The organism is Paenibacillus sp. sgz302190, from assembly GCF_059820445.1.
The window spans coordinates 131,060-154,589 of record NZ_JBZYAO010000018.1 but is presented as its reverse complement, the minus strand read 5'-3'; the positions used below and the strand labels follow the sequence as shown (position 1 = coordinate 154,589).

The following is a 23,530-nucleotide window of genomic DNA, read 5'->3' as shown; positions in this document are numbered from 1 at the left end:
ACTCGTTATTGGTGATGTGGCTAACACCTTTCCAAGCAGGGTTCCCACCTGCTACCTCACTCGACCTATGCTTGGTCGCTCCACTTTCGCAGGTTTTCTCCCTGGCAAGCCGCCTCCCCCAATTCAGTAGCGCTCCCCCTTGCAGAAGAGGCGTGGGTTGGGGAAGAGCGGCTGTCGCACCTCGCGCAGCTCCCAGCGCGAGGTGTTGCGCTGCATGTCGGCGGTCGGTCGACCACATGCTCCCCTCGGTTCCCCCTAACCCATCACTTTATCGACAATCCGACTATTGCAGGTTTCCACGCGTTCACGTTTTCTACGCGCTAATAGGGATGCGCCTCTCCAATGTACGTTTTTCTCATCAGCCTGACTTTTGCACATTTTCTCCGCGTCGGCTGTCGGATGCACTGCCTAATCGGGCTAGTTTTTCGGCAGTCTCTCCAGCTTCGCGAGAGGCTTTGTCGTCACCGGACAGTCCCGGCCAATACCGGCTTCAACTCGAACCGCAGCCTGAACCGCAGCTGGAGCCCGACGAACAGCCGGATGAACTGCAGCTGCTGGAGCTGCAGCCGCTTGAGCCGCTGCCGCTATCGCTGGAGCAGCTTGTCGAACCGCCGCAGCCGGAGGCCGAGCAGTTGCTTTGCCGGCGGGCGGACTCCTCTTCCGCGGGCAGCACGGCGTTCATGCCGCTGCTGTAATTCGCCGCATCGGCTATGGAGAAAAAAACCATCGCCGCCGCGACATGCAGCATGCTGCCTGAAACCGCCGAAGATCGGGACCAGCCCGTATCTTCGAAGGAACGGCTGTCGGCGGAGCGTTCCGCCTCGGCGACAGCCTGCTTGACCAGGAAGCGGATCGCGTCCGCGACTTCCGGGTCCTGTTCCGCTTTGCCGGTATCGAACCAAAGCGCGGCGATCTCTTCCTCGCTGCGGGAACGCAGCAGGTCCGTCCGTTCCCGGTCCAGCGGATACCGGAAAAAGCCGTTCCAGCATGCGGCACTGCTCGGAGCAAATTCGAACAAATGCGCGTACACCCAGTCGAACCAGGCCCGTTCTCCCGGCATTTCCCTCGGCTCCCGCTCGGGGGAATGATGGATGACCCCGCCGGCGAACTGCTCGCCGAACCGTTGGTACTCTCTTGTAAACATCAGCATTTCGTGCCATATGTCATCAATTTCACTGCTGAACATCGGCGTTCGCTGCAAAATTAAATTCATCAAAAAAAATCGTTTCAACTCAAACCATTTGCAGGCAAATTCATCATCGCTCATTTGCGGATATTCGGATTGTACCCGATATTTGATCCGTTCCGTAAAATCGGACGTAAGCGAGCTCTCCAGCCTTCTTACCGCGTTCTGCAAGGGAACGCCGCTTAATAGTCCTAATTGCTGAGGCAGCTCTGAAGCGTCGAAGCGCTTTTTGGCGGGCCGGCTGCGTTTGTACGACGGCGCTTTTTTTCCGGATTTTCCAAATAAAAATCGAAACACTGGCATCCCTCCCTGTTACCAATATAACACATAATTGTTAGCTGGATAACAACGCCGACAATATCAATTGGAAAACGATTCATAGGTTGCCTATAATATAAGAAACAGCCTGCTGCATAGGCTCTTCCGCAGCAAACTTGAGGGAGGAATCGTATGAAAATAGCCGTTACCGGCGGAACCGGTTTTATCGGAGGCCGCTTGATTCGTTATTGGCAGCAGCAAGGCCACGAAGTGCTCAACATATCCCGTTCTGCGGGTTCTCATGCGGGTTCCCCTGCTTCCGGGCAGCAGGTTCAAACAGTTACCTGGGAGCAGCTGCGGAGCCGGCCGGGCGATTTCGGCGGCTTCGACGCCATCGTCAACCTCGCCGGCGCTTCGATCAACCAGCGCTGGACCGCCGCGGCCAAGCACACGATTGTCGAATCGCGGCTGAAGGCGGCGGCGCAAGTCGCCGACTGGGTCGCAAGCATGAGCGTGAAGCCCAAGGTCGTCGTCAACGCTTCCAGCGTAGCCATCTACGGCACATCCGAAAGCGATACTTACGACGAGCGGAGCCCGCATCGTCTTGTCGATTATCTCTCGAACGTCGTGGAGCAATGGGAAGGGGCGGCGGATCAAATTCAAGGAATGCGGCTCGTGAAAATCCGGGTAGGGCTCGTCCTGGACCGCAAAGAAGGCGCTTTGCCGCCAATGGCGCTCCCCTACAAGCTCGGCGTGGGCGGCAAAATCGGAAGCGGCAGGCAGTGGATATCCTGGATTCATGTCGAAGATATGATCAGGCTGATCGACTTCTGCATCCGGCACGAGGAGATCAGCGGCCCTGTCAATGCTACGGCTCCGAATCCGGTGACGAACGAACAATTCGGACGCGTACTGGCGCGGTCGATGCACCGGCCGAACTTTGTTCCTCTGCCCGCTTTCGCTTTAAAGCTGCTATTCGGCGAACTGTCGGAGCTTTTGCTGAAAGGGCAGAAGGTGCTGCCGCGGGCGCTGCTTGAATACGGATTCGTCTTCGCTTATCCGACGATCGACGAGGCGCTGGCAGACGTTGCCGGGCGGGGTTGATTCCATCGGCAGCCGGCTTCATGCAAAAAACAGGCAGCCCGGCGATGCCCGGCTGCCTGCTTTACGTTATTATTTTGCCAGCAAGTTGTCCGATACTTTAATAAGCTGCAGCTGTGTCGGCACACCTGTCATCGTCAGGCTGCCCTTATCATCATAGCTGATGCCAAAGTCGTTATCGTTGACGATGGCGATCGTATTGGCATCAACGACCGTTAAGCCTTCGATTTTTTCGTACGGATAGCCGAGCTTGGCGATGTCGACGACAAGCTCTTTGCCGACCGGCTGGATGCCCTTATCCTTCAATTGCTGTACGCTCAAGCTCTCCAGATTTTTGCTCTCATCCGTACCAAGCAAATTCGTCGCTTTGGAGAAATCCGATTTATAGATGCGCTTCAACTGCGCTTCCGCTCCGGAGTTTTTGTCGCGCTCGTCGACGAGCAGAACATTTTCGGACAAAGCGGAAAGATCGCTGATCACCACATCTTTTTGCTTCACGTTCGTGAACATCCCGGCCTGCTCGGCCACATAGACGTACTCTCCGGTTACCTGCTTGGAAGCCAGATCCAGCTTCAAAATGCGCAGGTTGCGGGAAGCCTCGCCGGTCTTTTTGTCCGGGTTCGCCATCGGACTTTGAATCGACGTATAGAGCGATTTGCCGTCAGGCGAAATCGTAACGCCTTCGAAACCGCGATTCGAGATTCTCTTGCTGTATACTTCGGGCAAAATATCATAGATCGCTGTCTTCGCACCGGCAGCAACCAGCTTCTCCTTCATCCCTTTCGGCACGTAGCGGCCCAAAATTGTGCCGTCCCGCTTAACCTGCAAGATGGACGGACGGTACTCTTCCGACAACCAGAACGTGTCGTCTGCCGGATTGTAAGCAATTCCTTCCAGATCCAGACCGTCCGGATCATAGGAAAGCTTGGTTGCTCCTTTCTCGTCATAAGGAACCTCGTCCGGCCCTTCCAGATTCGGAAGCCCTGTAATATAAGAACTGTTCGTCACTTTGTCCTTTTTGCCGTCGGGAAGCTGCAGTTTGATCGTTTCCAAAACTTCGATGCTGCCGCCCGCCACTTTAATCTTGTAAATGCGCGGGTTGTAAGTATCGATCGGGAACGTACGCAGCTTGTCCTTGCCAACTTCCCCGTTAGGCCCGCGGTCCGCTATCGTGTAGAAAGTGTCTGCGGGGTCTTTCTGCAAATGAATAAGCCCGGAGAATCCGCCTTCCTGAATGCCTTTGCCGAGAGAAGGCGCATTCTTCCATTCAAACTTGTCGCCCAACTTCGGAATTTCTTTCAACGTCACGCTCTGGTTCCAATCGTTCCAGTCGATTTGCTTGCCGAGCGCTTCACCGATGGTGCGAAGCGGCACATAGGTGCTTCCGTCGATGACAACCGGATCTTTGTCAAGCTTCAGTTCTTTTCCCCCGGACACAATCGGGAATTTCACTGCAATCGCTTCCAATGCAGCTTGTCCTGCAGAAACGACTTGTGCGCCGGATACGACTAATGCCGCTCCCAGCACGACCAGCAATTGTTTTTTTCCATTGATCTTTTTCATTTGATCCCCTCCAAAGTGTAATTCCACTATCTTACAGAAGCATACTTTGCATTTATTTACGCTGTGTTAACGAAATGCAAAGAAATTGTAAACGAAAATTGCCACTTCCCATTCGATTAATAATTGTGTACAATTAAATTGTCAAAAATTAAAAAGAAGGTGATTTTTATGAGCGTTTACGATTATAGCGCCCGGACGATCCGCGGCGAGGAAAAGCCGCTTGCCGACTATCGCGGCCAAGTGCTGCTGATCGTCAACACGGCGACCAAATGCGGGTTTGCCCCGCAGTTTGCCGGACTTCAGGAGCTTTATGACACATATAAAGATCAGGGCTTTGCCGTGCTCGGCTTTCCTTGCAACCAATTTAAAGAGCAAGAGCCCGGCGACGACTCGCAGGTTGAGCAGGCGTGCCAGCTTAATTTTGGCGTCAACTTCCCTCTGTTCTCCAAAATCGATGTGAACGGCCCGGACACGCACCCGCTCTACCGCCATTTGAAGCAATCGGCGTCCGGATTGTTCGGTTCCGGCATTAAGTGGAACTTCACGAAATTTCTCGTCGACCGGCAGGGACAGGTGGTCAGACGGTTCTCTCCCACGACGGCGCCGCGGAAAATCGACGATCAAATCCGCAAGCTTTTGGAACAGTCCGCCGTACACGCCTGAAGCAAGCCCGCAAACGAAAGCAAAAAAGCATCCTCTCACACTGTGAAGGGATGCTTTTTCTATTAAACCGGGCGTTATTTTACATACTTCTTCGCCTTTTCGATAGCTTCGTCTTCCGTCGCCCCGGTTATGTAACGCCCGTTAATAAAAATAAAAGCAAAACGAGAGCAGGGACCGCAATAAGATTTACAGCCCACCTTGACGTCGTCGTCCGGCGCGATGCGGTTCAGCTTCGACACGGCGGTCTTTACTTTCATATGTTTGCATTTGTCACAAATGCGTATGTCATTAGGCATTAGTGATCTCCGTGGTTCCCTTTGCTCGGGTTCGTAATCATGAACCCTTCTTCAGGCGTATAAAAATAATCGATGCGGATGCCGTCAAGAAGCGGCTCGTTTTTGTCAAGCAGGACATCAATCCCTTTATCGGTTGTAACTACGACATCGTTCTCCGATTTATCGTCCAGTCCGAGTCCATAGTGCGCATGATCGCCATGCTTGTGAGTCACTTGAACGCGTACGGTCAATCCTTTGTTTTCTTCTTTGTCCAGTTCCATCTGAAGTACTTTGGCAGCGTTGCGTGAAATTTTGACTTTCATCTTGTACACATCTCCTGAAACAAATTTTAATCTTATTGTAAATAATCAGAGGGACGAAATCAACTTTGGTTTCGTATTGCCAATTTCGCCCCAGCTCTATAAAATGGTTAGTAGTAAATCGATTCTCCACTAAATTCAACTTGGAAACTTACTTACCTTAACGTTAGTATTGAACCGGAAAGGATGCGTTCCCATGTCTACGCTAGAGAATGAGAAAGTCGCTCCGCTCAGCAACTACATCCCCAAAGAACCGAAGGTGATTGACTGCTCAATAGAAAGAACGCTGGAAGTGATCGGAGGAAAATGGGCCTTCCTCGTACTTCGCGAGTTGTTCTGCGGGACACGCCGCTTCGGAGAACTGCAGCGCCAAATCGCCGGCATCAGCCCCAAATCGCTCACCGATACGCTGCGGCATCTGGAGGATCACGGCGTATTGGAGCGGACCGCTTATCCGACAGTTCCCGTAACCGTCGAATACACGTTGACACCTAAAGGCCAGGATTTGCATCAAATATTGAAAGAAATGAAGTTATGGTCGGCAAAATGGACATAATGGTCCATTAAGGACAAAGCTTCGTTTAAGAGAGCCAATTTCTGCATGGCTGCTTACTACAACTGAGGAGTGTTTACTGGATGATCATAATCAAGTCAAAAGAACAGATTGAAAAAATGGGCAAGGCCGGGCGCATTCTCGCGGACTGCCATAAAGAAATTGCCAAGATGATCCGCCCGGGCATCACCTCATGGGAGATCGACCAATTCGTCGAAGGCTTCCTTGCCAGACACGGCGCGACTCCCGAGCAAAAAGGATACCGCGGCTACCCCTACGCCACCTGCGCTTCCGTAAACGATGTCATTTGCCACGGCTTTCCGGGCAAAGAGCCGTTGAAGAACGGCGACATCGTCACGATCGATATGGTCGTTAATTTGGACGGCTGGCTGGCGGACTCGGCCTGGTCGTACGCGGTCGGCAGCATCTCCCCCGAAGCGGAAAAGCTGCTGGAAGTGACCAAGGAATCGCTGTACAAAGGCATTGAAAAAGCGGTCCCGGGCAACCGGATCGGCGACGTATCGCATGCGATTCAGGTGTACGCCGAATCCCAAGGTTTTTCCGTCGTCAGGGACTTCATCGGACACGGCATCGGTTCCGAGATGCATGAAGAGCCGCAAGTGCCGCACTACGGCCCGGCCGGCAAAGGCCCGCGCATTAAAGAAGGCATGGTGTTCACGATCGAGCCGATGCTCAATGTAGGCAAATACTTTACCAAAATAGATCTGGACGGATGGACAGCCCGTACCGTCGACGGCAGCCTCTCGGCCCAATACGAGCATACGATAGCGATCACAAGCAGCGGACCGATCATTTTGACCGACCAATCATAGCAGCTTTGGTTACGGAGGAACCCAGGTGATTTCTTTTTACAGGAAATATTGGAGGACGGCTTTTGATATAGCGCTCATCGTGCTTACCGTCTATTTGTTCATGCTTCTTTTCAGCTATTTGTACCGCATCGCGACGCCTATTTTTCTGGCTCTGATTATCTATGCGATAATCGAGCCTCTGGCTCGCTTTCTGCACCGCAAAGGGATGCCGAAGTCCATCGCTTCCGCGATTTCCACCCTGGTGTTCGTGCTTATTATTTTAGGCGCACTTGCAGGTGCGGCCCTGATTTTTACGAACCAGATCATGAGTCTGGCGGAAAAAATCGATACATACAAAGCCGTGTTCCAAACGCAGATCGTGGAAAAAGTCAGCCAGCTGCAAGGCTCGATACGGAACCTGCCCGACGACGTCGTGGTGAAAGCGCAAAGCTACGCCGCTCAATTCGCGGAAAAAGCGTCCAAGCTGCTGGTCAGCTTTTTATCGGGGCTCGTCAACTCGCTGACGTCGTTTTCCACGTTCATGTTTAATTTTATCGTCGGCATCATTCTGGCGTACTTCTTGAGCATTGAGATCGAATCGTGGAACAAGTTTGCGAGCGACAAAACCCCGCGGACGTTTAAAACGGCCTACTACTTTCTTAAAGAAAACGTGATCAAAGGCATCGTTTCCTACATCAAGGCGCAGCTGAAGCTGATTTCGCTGACGTTTGTCGTCATTTTTGCCGCGCTGCTCGTTTTGAACGTCAACAACGCGTTCTCCGTTGCGCTGCTGTCGGCGATTTTCGATGTGCTGCCGCTGCTCGGCGTTTCGACCTTGTTCATTCCTTGGATCATTTACCTGTTTATCGTCGGCAATACGACTTTGGCCATTTGGCTGACCATCGTACTTGTGGTTGTCATCCTCGTCAGGCAGTTTATGGAGCCCAAAATTACGGGCGAATCGCTCGGCGTATCGGCTTTTACGACACTCGCTTTCATGATCGTCTCGCTGTCCCTGTTCGGCGTCGCCGGCGTCATCATGTCCCCGGTGCTGATCATTTTGATCAAGGCGCTGTACGACCAGGGATATTTGCAACAATGGATCAGCAAGCCGCAGGACGAATATTCGGACAACCGCAGCCCCTATGGCGGATCTTAAACGCGAAAATGATAGCCGCCCTTTTCCCCATGCAAGGGGTTAAAAGGGCGGCTATTGCCATGCCGCGGCGGAGACCGCCTGCACAAACTGCTTTGTCGGAAACGTATGCGTTAGAGCTGGATGAACAATCTGCCGAGGCTTCTGCACTGCGCTGAGAAAGCCTGCAAACATGCAGCTTCGGGGCTCGCTGACTGTTTAGCCCCCTGCCACGAACCCTTCCTGCAATTGGAGATTGTGCAGGCTGCCCGAGAAAGTAGCGATACTCTGTGAGGGTTGGGGGAACCAGTGGCTAATGCGCGCCCCTCCCGGTATAGGTCGTGGAACTGCACAACTGGGCAGAAGGTAGCTTGGTAGAGAGAAAACCTGCAAAAGTGCAGGTTTTTTCTGCGGAATCGGCTTATTTGGGCGGAAAACCTGCAAAAGTGCAGGAATTTTCGCTGAAAGCGAGTCGGAGTCCATCTGTTCGGGGAAAAGCCTGCACTTTTGCAGGAATTGTTCATGGTCAGCGATCAAGGGCGCAAATTCATGTATTTTTGCAGGTTTTCTTCGTGCGGCCAGGCTATCCCCCCTAACGTGGAAGCTTTTCAACAGCCTGAATTGTGCAGGCTTTTCACCGCTACAAAATTGCTCAAGTTCATTATGGCTGCACTTTCACAGACTCTCTCCACAGACCGCCCTGCCAAGCCCCCTAATACCCCGCCGGGCGGCGAAGTAAAAGGAGTGGAGCGTCGGGCGGCGCGGCAAAAGGAGCGACCCGCCGCAGGCGCAGCAAAAGGAGCGACCCGCCGCAGGCGCAGCAAAAGGAGCGACCCGCCGCAGGCGCGGCAAAAGGAGCGACCCGCCGCAGGCGCAGCAAAAGGAGCGACCCGCCGCAGGCGCAGCAAAAGGAGCAGCCCACCTCACCGCGCAGCAAAAGGAACGGCCCGCCGGGCGCAACTCCCCAGCGTGCGGTGGGGCGCCGCTTGACGGCGGCAACTACGCTTTTCGGCTCACACTCTGTGCATATGGCGGTAATCCGATGGGGCGAGTCCGGTTTTCTTTTTGAACACGCGGCTGAAATAAAAGCCGTTCTCGTAGCCGCAAGCTCCGGCGATTTCTTCCAGCGTCAGCGTCGTCTCCGCCAGGAGCCGGCGCGCTTTCGCCAAGCGGACGTCCTGCACATACTCCGACGGATTCAGGCCGAACGCCTTGCGGAACCGCCGCGTCAGCTGCACGGGCGAAAGCCCCAGCCGCTCAGCCATCTCCGACATGCTGAACGCTTCGTCGGCCCGCTCGGTCAACATGTTCCGGGCAAGCTCCATTTTCCGGTCCGCGACCGGCTCCGGGACTTCGATCCTCCCCTTTTCCATCCGTACCAGCCTGAGCAAATCATTCAACATATGCTCCTTATGCGCTGCACTCTCCTCGTCCCAATCGGGAAGCTTCCTTAAGTACTCGTAATCCGACAGCAGCCGCTCCGCATCCCGGACGGCCAGCTTGCCGCACCACTCGGATTCTTCCTCCGGCAGAAACGGCGGAATCCAGGCGAATTGCAAAAAATGAAACGACAGCGGCTCCGCTGTCCTGCGGTGAAACCACTCGTGAGGCGGACAGACGACGAGCTCTTTGAACCCTGCTTCTCCGCTCTCCTCACCGATTTGATATTGGAACCGCCCTGCCTCGACAGCAAACATCGTCCAGCAGGAGTACCGGTCTTTGCCCAACATAAACTGCCGTTTCCGATGCCAGTATACATGAGATATCAACCGCGCGGACGGGACCCGAACCATCCTTCTCCCCCTTAAGGATATCGATGAAATAAAGTATATGCGATATGCAACGGATTGCATGTTCAATGAACATATCGTATTTTACAATGAAATACAAGATATATATTTCCTTTTGAGCAGGGAGCGATCAGGATGAAAAACGAAACTTTCGCAAGCGACATTACCGTCGTAGGCGGCGGATTGGCGGGCGTCTGCGCGGCCGTCGCCGCAGCCCGGTTAGGCCGAACCGTGGCGCTCGTGCAAAACCGGCCGGTGCTTGGCGGCAACTCCAGCAGCGAAGTGCGCGTATGGGTGTGCGGCGCAACGGCGCACGGCGTTCACAGGTATGCCCGTGAGACCGGTATTATGGGTGAGCTGTTCGTCGAGAACCAGTACCGCAATATGGACGGGAATCCGTATATTTGGGATTTGGTCGTGCTGGAGAAGGTGAAGGCTGAGCCCAACATCACCCTTTTCCTGAACACCGATGTGCATGAAGTCGAAGCGGACGGCTCGGAAGACGACCGGACGATCCGCTCGGTAACGGGCTGGATGATGGGCTCGGAGCGGCGGATCCGCTTTGAGAGCCCGATCTATCTCGACTGTACGGGAGACGGCCTCGTCGGCTTTCTGGCCGGGGCCCGGCACCGCATCGGGCGAGAGGCGAGAGAAGAATACGGCGAAGACTGGGCGCCTTTGATCCCGGACGATATTACGCTGGGCAGCACGCTGCTTTTTTATACCAAAAATGCGGGAAAACCCGTCAAATACACGCCTCCCGCCTTTGCCAAAGACATTACGCAAACGTCGATCCCGATCCGACGCATGATCCGCAGCGGTGATAACGGCTGCGCTTACTGGTGGATCGAGTGGGGCGGCGAGCTCGACACGGTGCACGATAACGAACGGATTCGCGATGAGCTGAGCGCCGTCATTTACGGCATCTGGGATTACATTAAAAACTCCGGCAAATTCGACAGCAGCCATCTGACGCTTGAATGGATCGGCTCGCTACCCGGGAAGCGGGAGTATCGTCGTTTCGTCGGGGACTACGTATTGAACCAGAACGATCTGCTTGAGCAAAAGGAGTTCGCCGACCGCGTCGCCTTCGGCGGATGGTCCATCGATCTGCATCCGCCGCAAGGCATGTATGCCGCGGAGAACGGCTCAAAGCACTGGCATATGGACGGCAACTACCATATCCCGTTCGGCTCGCTGTACTCCGTCAACGTGCGCAATATGCTTATGGCCGGCCGCAACATCAGCGCCTCGCACGTCGCCTTCGGCACGACGCGGGTCATGGCGACGTGCGCGGTTATCGGCGAAGCCGCGGGCACGGGAGCCGCGCTCTGCGTGCAGAAAGGCGTCACGCCGCGCGAGCTGCGGGAGCGCCATCTGGAGGCGCTGCAGCAGACGCTGCTGCGTCAGGACGCCGCCGTGCTCGGCCTGAAGAACGGCGACGAGGCGGATTTGGCGCGCCTCGCCATGACATCGGCTTCCAGCGTGTTAACCAAGCTGGAAGTTGCCGACTCCGCGGCAACGGTTCATTTGACCGCCGATCTCGGCCTGCTGCTGCCCGTCGATCCGCACCTGTCCGGGCTGGAGCTGCTGCTCGATGCCGGCCGGGACAGCGAGCTGACTGTGGAGCTTTGGAGCACCGGCAAAGCGCAAAACTATGTCCCGCACACGCTTATCGCCACGTCGCGCACCGGCGTAACGAAAGGCTCGCGGCAGTGGGTGCGGACCGATCTCTCCTGGCATCCGGAAACCGCCCGCAACGCCTTCATCGTCATACGCAGCAATCCGGATTTGTCCGTACACGTATCGGATCGCCCGCATACCGGCGTGCTTTCTTTCCTCCATGGCAGCGATCCGAGCCTAACAAAAGAAACCGTACACGCTCAACCTGTAGCGGAGTGGAGCATGCAGGCATTTGTGCGCAAGCCGATTTGTTTCCGTCTGGCTTCGGCGACTTCCGCTTTTTCACCGGACAAAGCCGTGGACGGCTGCACCCGGCCTTACGCCGGCCCGCATATGTGGTCCTCGGACACCGTGCAGCCCGAATCACCCGAATGGCTGGAGCTCAGCTGGCCGGATGAAGTCGAAATCAGCACCGTCCATCTGACCTTCAACGACGATGTGAATGAAGATTTGATTAATCTTCATCATCACCTGACGCCGTTTGAAGCCATTCCGGAGCTGGTCAAAGATTATACGCTGCAGGCGTTTGCGCATGGCGATTGGCTCACTTTGGCCGAAGTGCGCGGCAACTACACCCGCAAACGCGTCCACAAGCTGGCCCAAGCCGTCCGTACGGACCGCATCCGTGTTACCGTCGAGGCAGCGAACGGAGCTTCACGGGCGGAAATTGTAGAAGTGCGCTGTTACAATTAAGCGGGCGGACGCCGCCAATTGCCCGGCTGGGCGCAAAAGCTCCGCTTTTATGGCGGTTCCTGGTCCAACGGCCGACATTCGCCCGGGCAGCTTTTTTCAAGAGTTGGGCCTTTTTCCCTCTTGATATACCTAACATGGTGTGTTATATTAAAAGTGCGTTAAATCAAGGTTTTCACTTCAAAAAGTTGATATAGGAGTGATTATGATGAACAATAACTCACTGCACATCCCTCAGGGCGAAGAAGTTATTCGTGTGGAAATGACCGTCAAGGAAGCGCTTGCATTGTCCGGTGCCAAATTCCCGCAAAATCACAAGCTTGAAACAGACGCCGTTAAAAAGCTGAAACAATCTCTCGAAGATAAACTGCTTCATTCGAACCACTAATTGCATACAGCCTTGCGTTTCGATGATACGCTCATCGGGGCGCAGGGCCTTTTTCATTTTCACGGCCTGGCGGTTAATGGCGTACCGATTCGCTCATACTAAAAGCGCATCGACCATTCTATTCGACCAGGGAGTGATGAACATGTCTGACAATAAACAGCAAGGCCACGGCAGCCAGAACACGACGAACCGGACTTCGGACAAGAGCAGCAGCAAAGGCAGAAAATGAAAATCAACCGAACATTTCCCGGGAGGCGGCAAGCATGATGGAACAATTGGAAAGCAACTACGACTGCGCCAATGCCGGCGCCGACCTGCACAGTCTGAAAGAAGAGCTGGATGATCTAAAAGCGCAAGGAACTCCTGACCGGGAGTCTCAGGAACTGCTGAACCGGATCGAAAATCAGATCCGATTTATTGAGAATAAATGCTCCATCCGTCATTAAGCGCAAAAAATGCAGCCCATTCAGCCTCATGTTCAGGCCGGATGGGCTTTTTCGCGTTGCAAGGCTCACGATACCCGCTTCACCCTGTTTATAAAAAACGAAAGCACCAGAGCAACGGCCGTTATGATTGTGGCGATCACAAACGCGTCGTTAATGCCGCTGATCGTCGATTCTTTCATCGCGGTTCCATAAATCAGCGTAGTTACGAGCTTGCTGCCTGCCGCAACGGGGATATGCGCCATCTCGGCAACTCCGTGCCCCAGGCGGGCCAATTCCGCCGTAATAACCGGATTCGTCGCGGTAAACGTGTTGCCGGTGTTCCCCATATGGAAATCCGTCCTGCTGCTCATGACGGTCACCAGCAGCGCCGTTCCCAATGAGCCCGCCACCTGCCGCAGCGTATTGGACATCGCCGTTCCGTGGCTATGCAAATGTCTGGGCAGCTGGTTCATCCCTTCGGTCATGATCGTCATCATCATGAAAGACATGCCGAACATCCGCAGGCAGTACAGCAGCAAAATGTGGCTGTAGGACGTATCCGCCGTCAGCTTGCTGAACTCCCAGGTCGTGACGGTCGTAATGACGAGGCCGGTGACGGCCAGCAGTCTGACCCCGATCCGGTCGAACACCATGCCTGCGATCGGCTGCATAATGCCCATCAGTATCGCGCCCGGAAGCAGCAGCAAACCCGAAGCGAGCGGGGTGAATCCGCGAATGTTCTGCAAGTAGATCGGCAGCAAAATCATCGCTGCGAACATCGCCATATTGATGATGGAACTGACGATAGTCGTCAATGTGAAAATGTTGTAGGTGAACACCCGCAGATCGAGCATCGGTTCCTCGGCGGTCAGCTCCCGCCACACAAAACCGATCAGGCTCAGTATCCCTGTCGTCAACGTTCCGAGCACTTCCGTGCTCTGCCAACCGGCTGTGCCCGCTTCGCTGAAAGCGAACAGCAGGCCGCCGAAGCCGACCGTTGAAAAGAAAAATCCCCAAAAGTCGAATTTTACTTTGGATATTTTGGTCACGTTGCCCATCAGCGCAATGGCCAGCAAAATGTCGACCAGACCGATCGGCAGTACGATATAAAACAGCAGCCGCCACGTATACGTCTGAACGAGCCATCCCGAAAGCGTCGGGCCGATCGCCGGGGCGAAAATCATCGCGATGCCCATCGTGCCCATGGCGCTCCCTCTTTTTTCAGGCGGAAAAACCGTTAAAAATACAGTCATCATCAGCGGCATAATGATGCCCGCTCCCGAGGCCTGCACGACCCTCCCCGTCATCAGCAGCGCGAAGTTGGGCGCGACCGCGCAAATCAGAGCCCCTGCGGTAAACAAAATCATCGCGGTTAAAAACATCACCCGGGAGCCGAACCGTTCTATTAAAAAGGCGGTTATCGGAATCATGACGCCGTTTACCAGCATGTAACCCGTCGTCAGCCACTGCACGACGTTGGCCGCTACGTTGAAATCGGTCATAATATGAGGAATAGCAACATTGATAAGCGTCTGGTTCAAAATGGCGACGAAAGCCCCCAGCATGAGCACCGCAAGCAGTTGGCCCACTTTGACTTCCGCCGTTCGCGGGGAAGCGGATTTTCTTGCAGCGGACCTCCGGCTGCCGTTCAGCTCCTCCGACATTTCGACCAGCAGATCGGACGGCTCGGGTACCGGCGTGTAATGCCCGCTCGCTCCCTCGGCTTTGCGCCTCCATCTTTTGACGGCAAACCGGTTCACCGCCGCAATGACAACAAGACTGAATATGGCATAGCCTATCGCATACGCATTCATATGTCCGCTCCCTTACTTATGAATGCGTGCGGTGACACTCATTCCCGGTATGAGGCCGAGCCCGCGGTTGCCCTCCAGCGAGATCGTAACAGGGATGACCTGGGCCACCTTCGTATAGTTGCCGGTTGTGTTCGAGGCCGGCATCAGCGAAAAAGTTCCGGCTGTCGCCAGCCCTATCCTGTCCACCCTGCCGCTTAACGTCGTACCCGGAAACGCATCCACGTAAACGTCGACGGCTTGTCCCAGCTTCACGTCATTGATTTCCGTTTCCTTTACGTTCGCCGTCACCCAGAGCCGATCCAAATCGTAGAGATACGCCAGCGGCACCCCTGCCGATACGAGCGATCCGGTGATTGCGCTCTGCTGAACGATCGTTCCTTGTTTGGGCGTTAAAATATCTACGGCGCCCGACGCTGCCGCGACTGCTCCGATCCGGTCTCCCTGGGACATTTTTTTGCCCGTTTCTCCGTACCAATCCGTCAATTTTCCGGAAGCGGATGCGCTGATCACTATTTGATCGCCCGTGATTTGTGCATTGTTCGTCGATAAGTAGTTGATGGACTGGTTGTAAAAGTAGTAGCCTATCGCCGCTCCCCCAACAAGAATGATGAGCAGAATTATGTTAAGTACGATCATGCGTGCCGTGCCCTTCATTAGGATTCGCCTCTTTCCGGATGGTTTGTCATTTCAACAAACCTAATATCTCCCACAAAAAAGAGGAATATGTAGAAAACAGGCAAAAACGGCAAAGAGAAGGAAGCCTGCGCGTGGGGGGTTGCCCTGGCAATCCTTCGCCTCCGCATCGATGACAGCGTCTCCTTCTCGGCCCTTTCGTCAGTTAATCCGTTTTCTGGTCAGGATACACGGAACTCCTTTGCCTACTGCGCCAGGCTCCGACATCGCGGCCAAATACCGCAATCCCCGGGCACACTGCTGCTTGCAAACCGCGCATGTCGACGATTCGACAATTTTCATCGTATATTGAGGCCTGGATGAAACTTCCTTTTTCTTGCTTGCTTTACCTGCTTTTCCTTTAGGGGCCATGCCGATCCCTCCCAAGCTTCCTCTTCAGCAACCGCTCTTGTCATCAGTATATGAGGAGCCGGGGGAACGGTTCTTGCCGGGCATGGCCTTCTTTCGCGGCGTATTTTTACTTGCCTTGGTCTTGTCCCAACAGCTCCAGTCCCTCCAGCAAAATGGGCACGGCTTCTTCGTACAAGGCCGGGAACGTCTCCGCCGGCAGCGGATTTACCCCATACCCGACTTCGATCGTAAAGCCCGGACGGCGAAACTTTTCGATGAACCAATCCTTGTAACCCGCGTCGCTGCCGGTCAGCTTAACCGCTTTGTATCCGCTTGCCCGGGCCAGCCGTTCGGCATACGCTGCCGCCTGAGGAGGCTCGTAATCCCTGTAGTTCCAATAAATTTCCCGCCCTTGAGTATGCAGAGCCATCACCATTTCAAAATTGCGCTCCACCATAAAAGCCGCAATAGCCGCGGCCTCCGGCTCGGTCAGCGGCGCCTCGCCTGTGTAATCCCGCTCGCCCGGGCACAGCTGTCCTCTGCGGGCCCGCTCCTCCTCCCAATGCGCCGGAAATTGATCGTTCAGATCGACCCCTCGCGCGTTGGCCTTCCAGCCCCTGAAGTCGCCCGAGCCGCAATTCATGGCGATCAGCGCGTCCGCACACGGGAACGGCGCGGATGAAACGCCGTGCAAAACCAGCTCGACCCCGTCGGGATTTACCATCGGGACAAGCCAGAGCGTTATATCCGCAAAAATCCGCCTTGCACTGCGCCCTCGCCATGGCGTTCCCGAGGCATACGCTGCCGCGGCCTCCTCCAAGAACCGCATAAGAATCGGCGTCGTAATCCATTCATTCGCGTGGATGGAAGCGTTGTAATGAATGGATCCGGCGCCTGTGCCGATCGCTACGGCCGGTATGCTGCGGCCCAGCACCGAACACCCGATCGAAGAACAACGCAGAAACGGATACGTCTCCCCAAGTCTCGCAATCTCTTCGCACAGCTTTAAGTAGCCGTATTGTTGCATGAAGCCACCTCCGGAACAAGCTTGCCGCCGCCATGCGACATAGCTTTGTCGATGCCGTATATGCTTATGCCGCCGCGATTTCATTCATGCAAAAAAGCGCCGTCGCGGCTTTGTCGTTCCCGCTCCGGCGCTCTTTTACATAATGTTGGGCACCTGCCAAACGACAGGCGTTAAGGAAATCTGCTCTTTCAGCCAGGACTGGGCGATCGTTTTGAACAGCTCCGTGTCGCCGCTGCAAAAAAACTGGTGTACAGGCACGTCCGCCGCTGCCGACGATAGCCCGCGGTGATAAAGAATCGTGCTGATTTCCCGGGCCGTTTCGTCCGCCGACGAGATGAGCGTCACTTTCGGCCCCATCACGCGCGAAATCGCATCCATCAGAAAAGGATAGTGCGTGCAGCCCAGAATCAGGCAATCCATCGGCTTCCCGGTCAAAGGCCGCAGCGACTGTTCAACGACCGCATAGGCTTCGTCCGCATCGAACAGCCCTTTTTCGACGAACGGCGCCAGCAGCGGGCAAGCCGCGCTGTATACTCGAATGCCCGGTGAAATCGAGGTCAGCTCCTGCACGTAGGCGTTGCTGCGGATCGTTCCGTCCGTACCGATCACGCCGACGACACCGCGGCGGGTCGATTTAATCGCAGCTCTCGCTCCGGGTGAAATAACGCCAAGCACCGGAATCGATACCCTTTCGCGTATATCTTCAATCGCTACGGCAGTTGCCGTATTGCATGCTATCACAATCATTTTGGGATCGAATTGTCTCAAATAATCGACGATTTGCTTGGTAAACGTCCGGACTTCATCCGCAGACCTGGGTCCGTACGGGCTTCTGGCCGTATCTCCGAAATATATGATTTTTTCTTGCGGAAGCTGGCGCATGACTTCTTTTACTACCGTCAATCCTCCGACTCCGGAGTCCAGAATGGCAATCGATTGCTGCACAGTATACGCTTCCTTTGCCGGTTTTTGTATGCCCTTAGCTGCGCCGAAAGCGGGCCTGCTTATAAAGCCCGCTTTCAGTCTACATGGATAGAATATGATTCCGCAGCTTCAAAGGTACCTGTGCGTTTGTGATCGTAATCCAGCGCAAATCCTTAATTCGCGGACGGCTTCAGCTCGTTCACCAGCCCGAATTCATAGCCCTTTTTCTTAATCTCCTTACAAATCCGGTCCAGCGCCTCCATATTTTCCTTGGACCCTTGATGCATCAAAATCACGTTGCCGTCATGCAAATTATTCATAATATCGTTGTACGGATCTTCGGCCCCGTTTTTGCGCGGCTCCCAATCTCTCATGGCCGTCGACCAAAACACCGACGTATAGCCCATCCCCGAGACGAGGCTCAGGTTATGCATATTATAGCGCCCGTACGGAAAACGGAAATATTTTTCCACTTCCTTGCCGGTAATTTCTTTGTACATCGTTTCAAAATCGGTTATTTCCTTTTTGATTTGATCGTCGGTCAATTCGTTGAAATCTTTGTGCGTCATCGTATGATTCGCTATGAAATGGCCGTCGGCTACCAGCTTTTTCAAATAGTCCGGATTTTTCTTAATATTGTTTCCCGAGATGAAAAAGTTCGCTTTCACATCGTTGTCCTTCAGCGACTTGAGCATCAAGTCCACATCGATCAGCGGCCCGCCGGCATCGATGGTCAGGTACACCTTTTTCCCCGTGCCTACCCATACCGCTTTCTGATCGGCTGTAAAAGATTTCGTCTCCTTCGGGAAGTCGGGGACTTGTCCCGTTTTCTTTTTCATGTAGTACCATGAAAAAGGCGTGCGGTCACCGGCTGCCGCTTTGGCAGAGCCCTGGTCGGGAGCCGCTGAGCTTTTGGCGGTGGGCGCAGCCGTCTGCTTCGGAGCCTCGGTCGGAGCCGGAGTCGGGCTCGGGCTTTTTGCCGGCATGGCGGGAGTGGCTGCAGGCGACGGCGTCCGCGAAACGGCGGGAGCCGTCGGTGTCGCAGACGGCGGTGCCGCGCTTGCATTTGCAGCGGACAGCGGCGGAGCGGCCCCTTTGTCATTGGTGCAGCCCACAAGCGCTGCGCCGAGTGTCAGCAGCAAAGCTGCGCTTTTCGTATGTCTGATCATCCTGGCACCTCATTCATGAATACATTTTCGCGTATTCATTTCGACGGCCCCAGCCGAATTACCTGCCATTTCTCGGCATTTTTCTACAAAAATGAACCGGCAGCACGCAAGCCTGGCAAAAGTCTGAGGCGGCAGCCCTTTTGCACGGCAGCGCGAGGAAAGCCTGCAAAAGTCTGACTACTGAAAAAAACGCCACGCTAGAGGCAGCAGCCCTTATGCAAGGCTGCGCGAAGAATGCCTGCAACAGGTAGGGGTTAGGGCTCTTCCCAACCCACTCACCGTAACGATTGATGCGCCGGTGCCTCTTCCGCACAGGTTGCGGCGCTGAAGTAAGGAGGCACATAGCCGCTTGGCAGAGAGAAAGCCTGCAAAAGTGCAGGCTTTTTCCGTAAAAGTAGTTCATTTTGGCGAAAAGCATGCGATTGTGCAGGAATTTTCGATAAATTTGAACCAGAGCCCATATTCGTAGTGAAAAGCCTGTACAATTGCAGGAATTTTTCGTGGCCAGCGCATCAACCGAGAAAAAACTGTACTTTTGCAGGTTTTCTTCACGCGACCATTGTGCGATCGACTCTAGCGTATATGTTTCCGGGCTGCACGCCTGCGCTCCATTCTCTTCGGCAGCCGAAAATAGAAGGGCTGCCCCTCAAGCAGCCAAAAAGCTACTTTGCGGGACAGCCCCATTTTGCCAGACCGCATTTATTTGGCAGCCCGATATGTAAGAAATTGAACGATTGTAATCAGGATAAAAGCAGTCCCCGCCAGCATCGGAATCGTAATAAATCCGAACCAATACAAGTAGTCCACATCGCACGGAACAGGTCCGCACCCTGTGGCGGACTCGTGGAATACGCCCGATTGCAGCAGCACGTGATAGATCGAAATGCAGGCCCCCACAATCGTCATCGGCAGCACGTAGATCGTGAGCTTATGATCTTTGCGGACCGAAGCGATGCCAAGCAGAATGACCAGCGGATACATCAGTATGCGTTGATACCAGCACAATTTGCACGGCAGGAAATGCATAATTTCGGAAAAATACAAGCTCCCCAGCGTCGCCACCAGCGCGATAAACCATGAGACGTGCATACCGTTGTCTTTCAACCATTTATTCAGAACCATGTGGTCTCGTCCTCCCTTTCTCCCTCATTATAGGTAAATTTGTAAAAGAAGTCTATTACATCATGTAGTGTTTGGCCGCGAGAACGTAAACTTTAATCATTCCTGCTTCTAGAAGCATGCTCTGATGAAGTCCGTAGAAGGTACTCCGCCGGACGACTCCCTGGCAATTAATTTTTCGCTTGGAATGTAACTGAAATAGTAGTATACTAAGAGAGACGAAGAACGTCCTTTAGCCTCGCGGCCAAAGGGCGTTTTTTATTTATTCGCCCCTGGCGGCACTCCTAACGAAAAATTTGATTCGTCGGGATGATTGCAGGATCGGACGGGGGACTTTTAGACTATTGAAATCAATCCAAATTCATGTTTAATTTACTATTAAGCCTTAAAAATGGTATAATTTGTCGAGTTTCATAGATTATTCCGGGCATCAGTTTACTGCAAAATCATATTTTCTCAAAAGAGGGGGTATACGCCAGTTTCCGCTTCAAAGCGATTTATAAAACCGAAATCGCTTTAATTTTAACCTGTGAGGAGATGTATTGATGAAAAAGTGGCTTGGCAGAATTGGAGTAGTTCTTCTAACAACAACGGTTGTAGGCACATCTTGGATCGGCTTGCCTCCTAAAGCCGAGGCGGCCGGAAGCCAGACTTACAATTGGCGGAATGTCGTTACGGGCGCCGGAGGCGGGTACGTGCCGGGCATTATTTTCAATGAGAAGCAGCCCGATTTGATCTATGCCCGTACTGATATCGGAGGCGTGTACCGCTGGAACCCGGCCGACAACAGCTGGATTCCGCTGCTGGATACGGTCGGATGGGAAGACTGGGGGAAAAACGGCGCAGACGCCCTCGCTACCGACCCGGTCGAACCGAACCGTTTATACGTCGCAGCGGGCATGTATACGAACGACTGGGATCCGAACAACGGGTACATCCTGCGCAGCATCGATAAAGGCGATACATGGCAAGCTACCCAGCTTCCGTTCAAAGTCGGCGGAAATATGCCGGGACGGTCCATGGGTGAGCGCCTGACGATCGACCCGAACAAAAACAGCGTCCTCTACTTCGGAGCGCGAAGCGGCAACGGTCTCTGGAAAAGCACGGACTATGGGGTCACCTGGAACAAGGTAACAAGCTTTACGAATGTCGGCACCTATGTGCAAAATCCTGATAATTCCTATCAAAACGATATTATGGGACTGGCCTGGATCACGTTCGACAAGTCGGCCGGAGCTCCCGGCAGCGAAACCCAAACCATCTATGTCGGCGTAGCGGACAAAGGCAACAGCATCTACCGCAGTACCGACGGCGGTGCAACCTGGTCCGCCGTTCCCGGCCAGCCTAACGGCTACCTGCCGCATCACGGCGTATTGTCCAACGGCAATTTGTATATCACCTACAACAACGGCATCGGACCATACGACGGCGAAAAGGGCGATGTCTGGAAGCTTAATACGACGACCGGCGAATGGACCAGCATCAGTCCGGTTCCAAGCAGCAGCAACGACAACTTCTTCGGTTACGGCGGACTGACCTCCGATGCGCAGCACCCGGATACGATTATGGTATCGGCTTTGAACGCCTGGTGGCCGGATACGATTATTTTCCGCAGCAACGACGCCGGCAAAACGTGGACGCGAATCTGGGACTGGGACGGTTACCCGGGACGCAAGCTGCGCTATACGCAGGATATTTCGGCGGCTCCGTGGCTCGATTTCGGAGCGAATCCGCAGCCTCCCGAAGTTACGCCGAAGCTCGGCTGGATGGTCGGCGATCTGAAAATCGACCCGTTCAACTCCAACCGTATGATGTATGGTACAGGGGCCACCATCTATGGCACCGACAATCTGACCGATTGGGACAACGGCGGTAAAATTCATATATCCGTCGCCGCCAAAGGATTGGAAGAAATGGCTGTCAACGATCTGGTCAGCCCGTCGTCGGGCGCGCCTTTGATCAGCGCCGTAGGCGATGTCTCCGGCTTCCGCCATAACGACCTGACGAAAGCTCCGGCCAAGATGCTGATCAATCCGAGCAGCACGTCCAGCCTCGATTTTGCCGAGCTGAGCCCGAACTTTATGGCCCGTGTCGGATTCGGGGACTATAAGAACAATGCGAATGCCAAGTCTATCGCGCTCTCCGACGATGGCGGCAGCAACTGGTTCAACAGCGCGGAACCTTCCGGCACTAAAGGCGGGGGCATGATAGCCGTAAGCGCCGGCGGCAATTCCCTGGTATGGAGCACTCCGGATGTGGGCGTGCAATATTCCGGCTCCAGCGGCAACTCCTGGGCAGCCAGCACCGGTGTTCCGGCGAATGCGAAAGTCGCAGCCGACCGCGTTAATAAAAACAAATTTTATGCCGTTTCAGGCGGCAAATTTTATATTAGCACCAACGGAGGCGCTTCGTTTACGCAAACGGAGGCGACCGGCCTGCCGAGCGACGGCGTGTTGAATTTTAAAGCCGTACCGGGCATCGAAGGCGATATCTGGCTGGCCGGCGGAAGCGTAAACGGCGCTTACGGCTTGTGGCATTCCACCGACTCCGGCGCTTCGTTCGTCAAATTGCCCGGTGTCCAGCAAGCCGATGTGGTCGGCTTCGGAAAAGCGGCGCCAGGACAAAGCTACACGGCTCTTTACGTATCGGCCAAAATCGATAACGTAAGAGGCATTTTCCGTTCCGACAATGCCGGCGCAACCTGGGTCCGGGTTAACGACGACCAGCATCAGTACGGCGTGACCAACAGCGCCATTACAGGCGATCCCAAAGTATACGGACGCGTCTATGTAGGAACGAACGGGCGCGGCATCGCATACGGGGACATTGCCGGCGCTGCCGAGAACAACTCGGCGATTTCGCCGTCGTCGGCAGCCTTTGACAAAAAAGCGGACAAGCAAAGCGATATCGCTATCACTTTAACGCTTAACGGCAACACCTTAAACGGCATCAAAAACGGCGCGGCAGCGCTCGTTGAGGGCACAGACTACACCGTCTCCGGCAGCACCGTCACGATCATGAAAAGCTATCTGGCCGCTCTGCCGGTCGGCACGGCAAACCTGGCGTTCGACTTCAGCGCCGGCGTCGATCGTGTACTTTCCGTCAACATTACGGACACGACGGGCCAAACCGGCGGGAACCTGAAAGTACAAATGTTCAACGCGAACACCAACGGCACGTCCAACACCCTGTACACAAGATTCAAGCTTGTGAATACGGGAACGGCAGCCATCTCGTTGGCCGATGTCAAATTGCGTTATTACTACACTATTGACGGCGAGAAAGGGCAAAGCTTCTGGTGCGACTGGTCCCACGCGGGAAGCTCCAATGTCACGGGCACGTTCGTGAAATTGAACGCGCCTGTATCCGGCGCCGACTATTACACTGAAATCGGATTCTCCAGCCAAGCAGGCAGCCTGGCGGCAGGCCAAAGCATTGAAGTCCAAGGACGCATCGCCAAAAACGACTGGAGCAACTACACGCAAACGGGAGATTACTCGTTCAACCCGTCGGTAAACAGCTACGTAGACTGGGACAAAGTGACCGCATACGTGTCCGGCAGCCTCCAATGGGGCATTGAACCATAAGTTATTCATTGTTCAACGTGTAAAA

General features: G+C 54.3%; 21 protein-coding genes. 9 read left to right on the top strand and 12 right to left on the bottom strand.

Going from position 1 to position 23,530, the window contains the following annotated elements; translation table 11 throughout:
• Window positions 1-490 precede the first annotated feature (490 nt).
• A complete protein-coding gene (locus tag AC6RNO_RS20620; protein ID WP_497106574.1) occupies window positions 491-1,483 on the bottom strand; it encodes a UCP032817 domain-containing protein in 993 nt (330 codons plus the stop codon).
• A 153-nt stretch (window positions 1,484-1,636) separates the two neighbouring features.
• On the opposite strand from AC6RNO_RS20620, the gene AC6RNO_RS20615 reads away from it, so the two are divergent.
• Window positions 1,637-2,548: a TIGR01777 family oxidoreductase gene (locus AC6RNO_RS20615; RefSeq protein ID WP_497106573.1), complete on the top strand. Its 912-nt coding sequence runs from the start codon at window positions 1,637-1,639 to the stop codon at window positions 2,546-2,548.
• A gap of 69 nt (window positions 2,549-2,617) precedes the next feature.
• Here the strand turns inward: AC6RNO_RS20615 and AC6RNO_RS20610 are convergent, their stop codons facing one another.
• Window positions 2,618-4,108 carry an esterase-like activity of phytase family protein gene (locus AC6RNO_RS20610; RefSeq protein ID WP_497106572.1) on the bottom strand — a complete coding sequence of 497 codons (1,491 nt, stop codon included), beginning with the start codon at window positions 4,106-4,108 and terminating at the stop codon, window positions 2,618-2,620.
• 168 nt (window positions 4,109-4,276) lie between these two features.
• Here AC6RNO_RS20610 and AC6RNO_RS20605 point away from each other — a divergent pair, with 168 nt between their 5' ends.
• Window positions 4,277-4,771, top strand: coding sequence for a glutathione peroxidase (locus AC6RNO_RS20605; RefSeq protein WP_497106571.1), 495 nt, complete (start codon window positions 4,277-4,279; stop codon window positions 4,769-4,771).
• A 74-nt stretch (window positions 4,772-4,845) separates the two neighbouring features.
• On the opposite strand, the gene AC6RNO_RS20600 is transcribed toward AC6RNO_RS20605, so the two are convergent.
• Together AC6RNO_RS20600 and AC6RNO_RS20595 are read right to left on the bottom strand one after the other, a co-directional pair.
• Window positions 4,846-5,067 carry a YuzB family protein gene (locus AC6RNO_RS20600; RefSeq protein WP_474679484.1) on the bottom strand — a complete coding sequence of 74 codons (222 nt, stop codon included), beginning with the start codon at window positions 5,065-5,067 and terminating at the stop codon, window positions 4,846-4,848.
• Window positions 5,067-5,369: an iron-sulfur cluster assembly accessory protein gene (locus AC6RNO_RS20595; protein WP_474679485.1), complete on the bottom strand. Its 303-nt coding sequence runs from the start codon at window positions 5,367-5,369 to the stop codon at window positions 5,067-5,069. Before AC6RNO_RS20595 ends, AC6RNO_RS20600 begins: the two co-directional genes overlap by 1 nt.
• A 193-nt stretch (window positions 5,370-5,562) precedes the next feature.
• Between AC6RNO_RS20595 and AC6RNO_RS20590 the strand changes: the two genes are divergently transcribed.
• From AC6RNO_RS20590 to ytvI, 3 genes are all read left to right on the top strand, one after another.
• Window positions 5,563-5,922, top strand: coding sequence for a winged helix-turn-helix transcriptional regulator (locus tag AC6RNO_RS20590; protein ID WP_474679486.1), 360 nt, complete (start codon window positions 5,563-5,565; stop codon window positions 5,920-5,922).
• Between the two features lie 80 nt (window positions 5,923-6,002).
• Window positions 6,003-6,752 (top strand): type I methionyl aminopeptidase, encoded by a 750-nt coding sequence (gene map, locus AC6RNO_RS20585; RefSeq protein ID WP_474679487.1) that lies wholly within the window; start codon window positions 6,003-6,005, stop codon window positions 6,750-6,752.
• Between the two features lie 25 nt (window positions 6,753-6,777).
• The gene (gene ytvI / locus AC6RNO_RS20580; protein WP_497106570.1) at window positions 6,778-7,890 is read left to right on the top strand and encodes a sporulation integral membrane protein YtvI; all 1,113 of its coding nucleotides are present in this window, start codon (window positions 6,778-6,780) and stop codon (window positions 7,888-7,890) included.
• Window positions 7,891-8,879: 989 nt separating this feature from the next.
• On the opposite strand, the gene AC6RNO_RS20575 is transcribed toward ytvI, so the two are convergent.
• Window positions 8,880-9,659, bottom strand: a complete 780-nt coding sequence (locus tag AC6RNO_RS20575) for a helix-turn-helix domain-containing protein (RefSeq protein ID WP_497106569.1) — start codon at window positions 9,657-9,659, stop codon at window positions 8,880-8,882.
• Window positions 9,660-9,791: 132 nt separating this feature from the next.
• On the opposite strand from AC6RNO_RS20575, the gene AC6RNO_RS20570 reads away from it, so the two are divergent.
• The 3 genes from AC6RNO_RS20570 to AC6RNO_RS20560 all read left to right on the top strand — a co-directional run bounded on the left by AC6RNO_RS20570 (window position 9,792) and on the right by AC6RNO_RS20560 (window position 12,863).
• The gene (locus tag AC6RNO_RS20570; protein WP_497106568.1) at window positions 9,792-12,032 is read left to right on the top strand and encodes an FAD-dependent oxidoreductase; all 2,241 of its coding nucleotides are present in this window, start codon (window positions 9,792-9,794) and stop codon (window positions 12,030-12,032) included.
• Between the two features lie 202 nt (window positions 12,033-12,234).
• Window positions 12,235-12,417, top strand: coding sequence for a hypothetical protein (locus AC6RNO_RS20565; RefSeq protein ID WP_497106567.1), 183 nt, complete (start codon window positions 12,235-12,237; stop codon window positions 12,415-12,417).
• Window positions 12,418-12,680: 263 nt separating this feature from the next.
• Complete coding sequence (locus tag AC6RNO_RS20560) at window positions 12,681-12,863, top strand: DUF2524 domain-containing protein (protein ID WP_497106566.1); 183 nt, start codon at window positions 12,681-12,683, stop codon at window positions 12,861-12,863.
• A 65-nt stretch (window positions 12,864-12,928) separates the two neighbouring features.
• Here the strand turns inward: AC6RNO_RS20560 and AC6RNO_RS20555 are convergent, their stop codons facing one another.
• The 7 genes from AC6RNO_RS20555 to AC6RNO_RS20525 form a co-directional block, all read right to left on the bottom strand.
• Entirely contained in the window at window positions 12,929-14,656 is a 1,728-nt protein-coding gene (locus tag AC6RNO_RS20555; protein WP_497106565.1) for a DHA2 family efflux MFS transporter permease subunit, read from the bottom strand.
• A 12-nt stretch (window positions 14,657-14,668) separates the two neighbouring features.
• Window positions 14,669-15,310 (bottom strand): HlyD family secretion protein, encoded by a 642-nt coding sequence (locus AC6RNO_RS20550; RefSeq protein WP_474679494.1) that lies wholly within the window; start codon window positions 15,308-15,310, stop codon window positions 14,669-14,671.
• A 180-nt stretch (window positions 15,311-15,490) separates the two neighbouring features.
• The gene (locus tag AC6RNO_RS20545) at window positions 15,491-15,700 is read right to left on the bottom strand and encodes a hypothetical protein (protein ID WP_474679495.1); all 210 of its coding nucleotides are present in this window, start codon (window positions 15,698-15,700) and stop codon (window positions 15,491-15,493) included.
• A 106-nt stretch (window positions 15,701-15,806) separates the two neighbouring features.
• Complete coding sequence (locus tag AC6RNO_RS20540; RefSeq protein ID WP_497106564.1) at window positions 15,807-16,706, bottom strand: M14 family zinc carboxypeptidase; 900 nt, start codon at window positions 16,704-16,706, stop codon at window positions 15,807-15,809.
• Window positions 16,707-16,841: 135 nt separating this feature from the next.
• On the bottom strand, window positions 16,842-17,651 hold the full coding sequence (racE, locus tag AC6RNO_RS20535) for a glutamate racemase (protein ID WP_488434861.1): 810 nt from the start codon (window positions 17,649-17,651) through the stop codon (window positions 16,842-16,844).
• 152 nt (window positions 17,652-17,803) lie between these two features.
• Complete coding sequence (locus AC6RNO_RS20530; protein WP_488434862.1) at window positions 17,804-18,799, bottom strand: polysaccharide deacetylase family protein; 996 nt, start codon at window positions 18,797-18,799, stop codon at window positions 17,804-17,806.
• 699 nt (window positions 18,800-19,498) lie between these two features.
• Complete coding sequence (locus tag AC6RNO_RS20525) at window positions 19,499-19,921, bottom strand: disulfide oxidoreductase (protein WP_474679500.1); 423 nt, start codon at window positions 19,919-19,921, stop codon at window positions 19,499-19,501.
• A gap of 542 nt (window positions 19,922-20,463) precedes the next feature.
• Here AC6RNO_RS20525 and AC6RNO_RS20520 point away from each other — a divergent pair.
• Window positions 20,464-23,505, top strand: coding sequence for a cellulose binding domain-containing protein (locus AC6RNO_RS20520; RefSeq protein WP_488434863.1), 3,042 nt, complete (start codon window positions 20,464-20,466; stop codon window positions 23,503-23,505).
• Window positions 23,506-23,530: the final 25 nt, after the last annotated feature.

Excerpts from the sequence above, each read along its gene's own strand:
- AC6RNO_RS20615 (WP_497106573.1), top strand. The coding sequence starts at position 1,637 with ATGAAAATAGCCGTTACCGGCGGAACCGGTTTTATCGGAGGCCGCTTG.
- AC6RNO_RS20610 (WP_497106572.1), bottom strand. The coding sequence starts at position 4,108 with ATGAAAAAGATCAATGGAAAAAAACAATTGCTGGTCGTGCTGGGAGCG.
- AC6RNO_RS20605 (WP_497106571.1), top strand. The coding sequence starts at position 4,277 with ATGAGCGTTTACGATTATAGCGCCCGGACGATCCGCGGCGAGGAAAAG.
- AC6RNO_RS20600 (WP_474679484.1), bottom strand. The coding sequence starts at position 5,067 with ATGCCTAATGACATACGCATTTGTGACAAATGCAAACATATGAAAGTA.
- AC6RNO_RS20595 (WP_474679485.1), bottom strand. The coding sequence starts at position 5,369 with ATGAAAGTCAAAATTTCACGCAACGCTGCCAAAGTACTTCAGATGGAA.
- AC6RNO_RS20590 (WP_474679486.1), top strand. The coding sequence starts at position 5,563 with ATGTCTACGCTAGAGAATGAGAAAGTCGCTCCGCTCAGCAACTACATC.
- map (WP_474679487.1), top strand. The coding sequence starts at position 6,003 with ATGATCATAATCAAGTCAAAAGAACAGATTGAAAAAATGGGCAAGGCC.
- AC6RNO_RS20575 (WP_497106569.1), bottom strand. The coding sequence starts at position 9,659 with ATGGTTCGGGTCCCGTCCGCGCGGTTGATATCTCATGTATACTGGCAT.
- AC6RNO_RS20570 (WP_497106568.1), top strand. The coding sequence starts at position 9,792 with ATGAAAAACGAAACTTTCGCAAGCGACATTACCGTCGTAGGCGGCGGA.
- AC6RNO_RS20565 (WP_497106567.1), top strand. The coding sequence starts at position 12,235 with ATGATGAACAATAACTCACTGCACATCCCTCAGGGCGAAGAAGTTATT.
- AC6RNO_RS20560 (WP_497106566.1), top strand. The coding sequence starts at position 12,681 with ATGATGGAACAATTGGAAAGCAACTACGACTGCGCCAATGCCGGCGCC.
- AC6RNO_RS20555 (WP_497106565.1), bottom strand. The coding sequence starts at position 14,656 with ATGAATGCGTATGCGATAGGCTATGCCATATTCAGTCTTGTTGTCATT.
- AC6RNO_RS20550 (WP_474679494.1), bottom strand. The coding sequence starts at position 15,310 with ATGAAGGGCACGGCACGCATGATCGTACTTAACATAATTCTGCTCATC.
- AC6RNO_RS20545 (WP_474679495.1), bottom strand. The coding sequence starts at position 15,700 with ATGGCCCCTAAAGGAAAAGCAGGTAAAGCAAGCAAGAAAAAGGAAGTT.
- AC6RNO_RS20540 (WP_497106564.1), bottom strand. The coding sequence starts at position 16,706 with ATGCAACAATACGGCTACTTAAAGCTGTGCGAAGAGATTGCGAGACTT.
- AC6RNO_RS20530 (WP_488434862.1), bottom strand. The coding sequence starts at position 18,799 with ATGATCAGACATACGAAAAGCGCAGCTTTGCTGCTGACACTCGGCGCA.
- AC6RNO_RS20525 (WP_474679500.1), bottom strand. The coding sequence starts at position 19,921 with ATGGTTCTGAATAAATGGTTGAAAGACAACGGTATGCACGTCTCATGG.
- AC6RNO_RS20520 (WP_488434863.1), top strand. The coding sequence starts at position 20,464 with ATGAAAAAGTGGCTTGGCAGAATTGGAGTAGTTCTTCTAACAACAACG.